6 protein-coding genes are annotated in these 5,979 nt (G+C 65.4%); 4 read left to right on the forward strand and 2 right to left on the reverse strand.

Going from position 1 to position 5,979, the window contains the following annotated elements; all coding sequences use genetic code 11:
* Positions 1-178 precede the first annotated feature (178 nt).
* Both JF66_RS15520 and JF66_RS15525 read left to right on the forward strand, forming a co-directional pair.
* The gene (locus JF66_RS15520; RefSeq protein ID WP_035879456.1) at positions 179-1,039 is read left to right on the forward strand and encodes a DUF4097 family beta strand repeat-containing protein; all 861 of its coding nucleotides are present in this window, start codon (positions 179-181) and stop codon (positions 1,037-1,039) included.
* Positions 1,036-1,665 (forward strand): PadR family transcriptional regulator, encoded by a 630-nt coding sequence (locus JF66_RS15525; protein WP_035879458.1) that lies wholly within the window; start codon positions 1,036-1,038, stop codon positions 1,663-1,665. The genes JF66_RS15520 and JF66_RS15525 overlap by 4 nt, the downstream gene beginning before the upstream one ends.
* A gap of 116 nt (positions 1,666-1,781) precedes the next feature.
* On the opposite strand, the gene JF66_RS15530 is transcribed toward JF66_RS15525, so the two are convergent.
* Complete coding sequence (locus JF66_RS15530; RefSeq protein WP_051973617.1) at positions 1,782-2,048, reverse strand: hypothetical protein; 267 nt, start codon at positions 2,046-2,048, stop codon at positions 1,782-1,784.
* A gap of 54 nt (positions 2,049-2,102) precedes the next feature.
* Here JF66_RS15530 and JF66_RS15535 point away from each other — a divergent pair, with 54 nt between their 5' ends.
* Complete coding sequence (locus JF66_RS15535; RefSeq protein WP_035879460.1) at positions 2,103-2,555, forward strand: MarR family winged helix-turn-helix transcriptional regulator; 453 nt, start codon at positions 2,103-2,105, stop codon at positions 2,553-2,555.
* A 58-nt stretch (positions 2,556-2,613) separates the two neighbouring features.
* Positions 2,614-4,749: an APC family permease gene (locus JF66_RS15540; protein WP_081882437.1), complete on the forward strand. Its 2,136-nt coding sequence runs from the start codon at positions 2,614-2,616 to the stop codon at positions 4,747-4,749.
* A gap of 31 nt (positions 4,750-4,780) precedes the next feature.
* Here JF66_RS15540 and JF66_RS15545 read toward each other — a convergent pair whose 3' ends face one another.
* Positions 4,781-5,896, reverse strand: a complete 1,116-nt coding sequence (locus JF66_RS15545) for an NAD(P)-binding domain-containing protein (RefSeq protein WP_035879462.1) — start codon at positions 5,894-5,896, stop codon at positions 4,781-4,783.
* Positions 5,897-5,979: the final 83 nt, after the last annotated feature.

The following is a 5,979-nucleotide window of genomic DNA, read 5'->3' on the forward strand; positions in this document are numbered from 1 at the left end:
CATGCGCATCACCCCGAGTGGCTCGATATCTTCTGGTACTGATCTCGACTGTCCGGTGCTGATCGTTTTTGGTGACTATTTTCCGTGCCGACCCTCTTGCGTGAACCGGGAACGCGATATAACGTGTTGTTCAATAGACGCGATATATCGCGATATCCCGCTGAGGAAAGGACCCACGGTGTCCCTGGAAAAATGGCTCGTCACCCCCGGGCAGACCAAGATCATCGACATCGCCCTCGTACGCCGGCTCAAGGTCAGCCTGATCGGCGGCACGGTCGATGTGATCGGCCACGATGAACCCGGCGCACGCATCGAAGTGCACGGCGTCAGCGGTAAAGACCTCAAGATTTCGATGAACGGGGACGCCCTGGATATCGACCACCCCCAGCTGCGCTGGGACAACTTCATCGACGTCTTCTCGTCCTTCCGGGAGACCGCCAAGGCCGAGGTGAGCATCCTCGTTCCCCGCGACGTGGCCATGCGCTTCGGCGTCGTCTCCGCCTCCGCCCTCGTGTCCGGCCTGCACAACGACGCGAAGCTCAGCACCATCTCGGGTGACATCGTCGTCGACGCCGGCGAGGGCGACCTCGACATCAATGCGGTCAACGGTGAAGTCTCCGTGCGCAATCACACGGGAACGGCCACCGTGCACACCGTCTCCGGCGAGATCACCGCGAGCGGTCACATCCGTCGCTTCACCCTCGACGGCGTCACGAGCAACGTCTTCCTCGACCTGGACGGCGTGCCGGACGAGATCACCACGAACACGGTCAGCGGCAACCTGACCGTGCGCCTCGGCACCGACGTGGCCGCCAGATACCACCTCAACACCCTGTCCGGAACGCTGCAGCTGGACGACCAGACCGTGCGCAGCAGCCTCGGCAAGGCGTATGACGGCTCAAGCGGCGCCCTCGACGGCACGTGGGTAGAGCTGCGCGCCAATTCAGTCTCGGGCGACATTTCGGTCGTGCGCCGCGCCGGGACACCCGCACCCGACACGACGGATGCGGCGGGCGCGGCCGCCGAGGCATCCTCATGACCCCCGTCTTCGCACATGGCAGCCTGCGCCTCTACCTGCTGAGCCTGCTTGCCGAGCGGCCGCAGCACGGGTACGAACTGATCCAGGCACTGAGCGAGCGCTTCGGAGGAACGTACAGCCCGAGCGCGGGAACCATCTACCCCCGCCTGGCCAAGCTCGAGGAAGAGGGGCTCGTGACGAAGGCCGCCGACGGACGCAAGACCGTCTACGAGATCACCCCCGCCGGCCTCGCCGAGCTGGCCGCCCGCGAGAGCGAGCTCGGCGCCATTGAAGACGGGGTGACCGATTCCGTGCGCCGCCTGGCCACCGAGGTGCGCTCCGGCGTGAACGCCGCGATGAAGAGCCTCCGCGCCGACCTCGCGTCGGCGGCGCGGCAGGCCCGAACCGACTCTGCCCCCAACGGGCCGACCGCCGCCGCCGGCGTGGATTCGACTTCCAGCGCGCACGTGGCGTCCAATCTGGCCCTGCACGAGGCCGACATGGTGCTCAGTGAGTTCCGCCAGCAGCTCCGCACCGACCTGCGCACGCAGGCGTACCGCTCGACGCTACCCGCCGGCATCGTCTCGGACCTGCGAACGCAGCTCGCTGACGTGCGGGCGAGAGTTCTCGCCTCGCTCGGGGATTAGCCCGGGACGGCGTGCCGCCACGCTCGTGGCGGAAGGCCAGAGCAGGACGGTCCCAGAGCAGGAACGGCTCGATTCAGGAACGGCTCGAATCAGGAACAGCTCAGGGCAGGAACCGCTCAGAGCCCGGCGGAACGCTCCGCGACCTGCTCGGGCGTGGGGTGGTGGATCTGGGTGCGCTCACCCGAACGATCGACCTCGTGCAGGCTCATCAGCGCACCGCAAATAGGGCAGACGGAGTGCGCCTTGCGCTCGGCCACCTCCGCTTCGACAATCACCGGGTAGGGGCCCACCGGCGGCGGACCGATCCAGGGAAGGAGGGTGCGATTGATCCAGGCCGCCCACTTACCGCGGCCCGCGTGACGCTGCGCTCTGTTTCGCTCCATATTCGTTAGTATACTAACTAAATTGAGTGAGTACGAAAACGAACGGAACGCATTATGACGATCGCCAACAACAACGACAACGACCTCCTGCGACTCGAGAATCAGGTCTGTTTCGCCCTCGCCATCGCGTCGCGCAGCGTCATCTCGCTCTACCGGCCCATTCTCGAGCCGTACGGCCTCACGCACCCCCAGTACCTCGCGATGCTTGCCCTGTGGGAGCGAAGCCCCCGCTCCGTCAAGAATCTGAGCGAGGAACTGCGCCTCGAACCCGCCACGCTCTCCCCCCTGCTCAAGCGCCTCGAAGCGACCGGTCTCGTCGCCCGGCACCGCAGTATTTCAGACGAACGGCAGCTGGATATTTCGCTTACCGACAGGGGAATCGCCCTCCGCGCCGAGGCCGAGACGATACCCCCACGCGTCGTTGACAAGTTGGGCATGAGCCTCAGCGAACTCACGGATTTGCGCACGTCCCTTTGGCGCGTCATCACGGCCGCTCAGCCTTCGTGAGCCCCCTCGCGACGCGCTCTATTTGACACGGGGCTTCTTAGGTGTAGTGTCATCCCTCGTGACACCCGAGGCAAGCGCCCCAGTACCGGAAAGCCGATCACCCAAGAGGTGGATCATCGGTGATCCGCTCCCGACCGAGCATTTGGAAGGCCAACTGCTTCCCAAGCACCTGGCCCTGCCGATCTTTGCGAGCGACCCGCTGTCCAGCGTGGCCTACGCTCCGCAGGAGCTCCTGATGATCCTCACCCTCGGCGGGCTCGCCTTTCTGAGCTTCGCGCCCTGGGTCGCGGCGGTCGTCGTGATCCTGCTCATCGTCGTCGTTGCGTCCTACCGCCAGCTCATCAAGGCGTACCCCTCCGGCGGCGGAGACTACGAAGTGGCGCACCGCAACCTGGGCGAAAAGGCCGGCCTCATCGTCGCATCCGCCCTGCTCGTCGACTACGTGATGACCGTGGTCGTCTCGGTCGCCAGCGGCGTGGACAACATCATCTCTGCCATCCCCGCACTGGATCCGTTCCGGGTTGAAATGGCCGTGGTGTTCATCATTCTGCTCGCCGCGGTCAACCTGCGCGGTGTACGCGAGTCGAGCAAAGCATTCGCTATTCCTACGTACCTGTTCGTGGCGAGCGTGCTGTTCATGATCGTGGTCGGCCTCGTGCGCACGATCATGGGCGATCCGCCCGTGGCCGAATCGGCCGGTTTCGGCGTGGAGGGCCACGACCTGGCTCAGGCGGCCTTCATCCTCCTGCTGCTGCGTTCCTTTGCCAGCGGATGCAGCGCGCTCACCGGAGTCGAGGCGATCGCCAACGGCGTTCCCGCGTTCAAGCACCCCAAGGTAAAGAACGCCCAGACCACCCTGACGCTCATGGGTGGCATCGCCATCGTGCTGTTCGTCGGCCTCACGACCGTCGCGCTGATCTCCAACGTGCACTACTCAGAGAATCCCTGCGACCTAATCGGCTGGGCGGATTGCGCAACGGCTCCGCAACGAAGCCTCATCGCGCAGGTCGCGGCGGCGACGTTCGGTAATTCCTCGATCATGTTCTTCGTGTTGCAGGCTGCAACCGCAGCGGTTTTGCTGCTCGCGGCCAACACCGCCTTCAATGGTTTCCCGCTGCTTGGCTCCGTGCTGGCCCGCGACTCCTACGCGCCGAAGTCGCTCAGCACCCGCGGCGACCGCCTGATCTACTCGAACGGCGTCGTACTCCTCGCACTGGCCGCGTGCCTGATCATGATCGTCTACCGCGCCAACCTCACCCTGTTGATCCAGCTCTACATCATCGGCGTTTTCGTCTCGTTCACCCTCGGGCAGACCGGCATGGTCAAGCACTGGCTCAACCTGCTCAAGACCAACCCGCCGCACCGCGGATCCATCATCTGGAGCCTGTCGATCAACGGTTTCGGTGCCGCCCTGACCGGTGTCGTGCTCGTGGTCGTCACCGTCACCAAGTTCACCCATGGCGCGTGGCTGGTGTTCGTGCTCATGCCGGTACTCTTTGCACTCATGATGGGCGTCAACAGGTATTACCGAGACGTCGCCAAGGAGATCGAGGTCGACCCGATCACCACCTTCGGCTCAAGCGGCGACCACGCCATCGTGCTGGTGGGCAAGATGCAGAAGCCCGTGCTGAAGGCCCTGGACTACGCGATCGCTGCGCGCCACGAGTCCCTCGAGGCCGTGCACGTGTCGATCGACGACGCCGAGACCAAAATCCTCAAGCGCGCCTGGGTCAAACAGAACATCCAGGTGCCGTTGCGCATCGTCGCCTCGCCGTATCGCGACATCAGCTGGCCGCTGATCAGCTACATCCGCGGACGCCGCGATGACCACGGCTCCGAGGTCGTCACCGTGTACACGCCGATCTACATCGTGGGCCACTGGTGGGAGGGCCTCCTGCACAACCACAAGGCCCGCCGCCTGCGCCAAAAGCTCATGATGGTACATGGCGTGACGATTGCGCTCGTGCCGTGGCTGCTCGACTCCTCCGAGCTCATCTACGGGCGTCGCTCCCGCCCCATCCCCGGCCAGGATCGCCGTGGCGAGCCCGTGCGCACCGGCCAGATACAGCGCAAACCGGTGCCACGCAAACCGCTCGCTCCCGCGACCGGCGAAGCCGCTACGCGGTCGACGCCCATCGTGACGGGCGCCACGCAGTCGCGGCCCTCGGCATCCCGTCGCCGCAAGCGCAAGTAACCGACCGCTCCCGAGAGGGGTGCGGAAAGACCTAGGCGGAGGGGCGTTCGGCGGGCTCCGCGAGCCGGGCGGCGATCTGGCGGGCGATGACCCGACCGGCGCGGTTAGCACCAATGGTGCTCGCCTGCGGGCCGTAGCCGGCGAAGAATATGCGCGGATCGACGGCGGATGCCCCGGCCTCGACCGAATACCCACCCGCTTTGGCCCGCAACTTGAGCGGCGACAGGTGGCGGAGCTCCGGACGGAATCCCGTTGCCCAGATGATCGCGTCGGCCGGGCTGAACGTGCCGTCGGACCAGCGCACGCCCTCGGGCTCGACGGAAGCGAACATCGGCCGGGCTATGAGCAGCCCTCGGTCGATTCCCGCCTGAATCCGTTGGGTCACCGGAACCCCGGTTCCGCTCACGATACTCGGCAGGGCCCGGCCTGCCCGGGCCGCCTCGTTCTGCATGGCCACGGCGGCGACGGCGCCTTCGAGGTCAAGATTCTCCGAGTGCACCCAGTCGATCGGGCGCCGCGCGGCCCACGTGAGGCTCGCCGCAACCCCGTCGAGCTCGAGCAGAAAGCCGATCGCCGATGTTCCCCCGCCCACCACGATCACACGCTGGCCGGCGAATTCGTCGACGGACACGTAATTGGCCGTGTGCACCTGGCGGCCCCGGAACGTTTCTGATCCCGGGTAGTGCGGGATGAATGGGGCGCCCCAGGTTCCCGTGGCGTTCACGAGCACACGCGTACTCGTGGTGCGGTCGCCGTAGGCGTCCGAAGAGGTCGACACCACGAGGCGATCGCCGTGGTCTGTCACGCCCGTGACCGCGACGGGCCGGACCACGGCAAGTCCGTAGTGCTCTTCGTAGCGGCGGTAGTACTCCGCAACGACGTCCCTGGCCGGTCGAGAGTGATCCGCCGTGTCGAAACTGATCCCCATTTCGGGCATTCCGGGAAGATTGTTCACGCGGTGCGCCGTTCCCAGCCGGAGCGATTCCCAGCGATGTTGCCAGGCCCCACCGGGGCCCTGCCCGCGGTCGAATATGACAAAATCCCGGCCAGGAGCCAAATTCATGGTGCGCAGGTAGTATGCCACCGAGAGGCCTGCCTGGCCTGCGCCAACGATGACGACAGACGCGCTAGAGTCGCTTACGGTCACACCTTAGTGTTGCATGTGCGCCTGTGATCCGCCTCGGCGGCTGGCGACTCCTGTCATGCTAAACTGGCATTTAGTTTTTTGAA

It is taken from the genome of Cryobacterium sp. MLB-32, assembly GCF_000738085.1.
Classification (GTDB): Bacteria; Actinomycetota; Actinomycetes; order Actinomycetales; family Microbacteriaceae; genus Cryobacterium.

What these genes read in the sequence shown, in the direction of transcription:
- JF66_RS15525 (WP_035879458.1), top strand. Translation starts at nt 1,036, where the DNA reads ATGACCCCCGTCTTCGCACATGGCAGCCTGCGCCTCTACCTGCTGAGC.
- JF66_RS15530 (WP_051973617.1), bottom strand. Translation starts at nt 2,048, where the DNA reads ATGGAGCGAAACAGAGCGCAGCGTCACGCGGGCCGCGGTAAGTGGGCG.
- JF66_RS15535 (WP_035879460.1), top strand. Translation starts at nt 2,103, where the DNA reads ATGACGATCGCCAACAACAACGACAACGACCTCCTGCGACTCGAGAAT.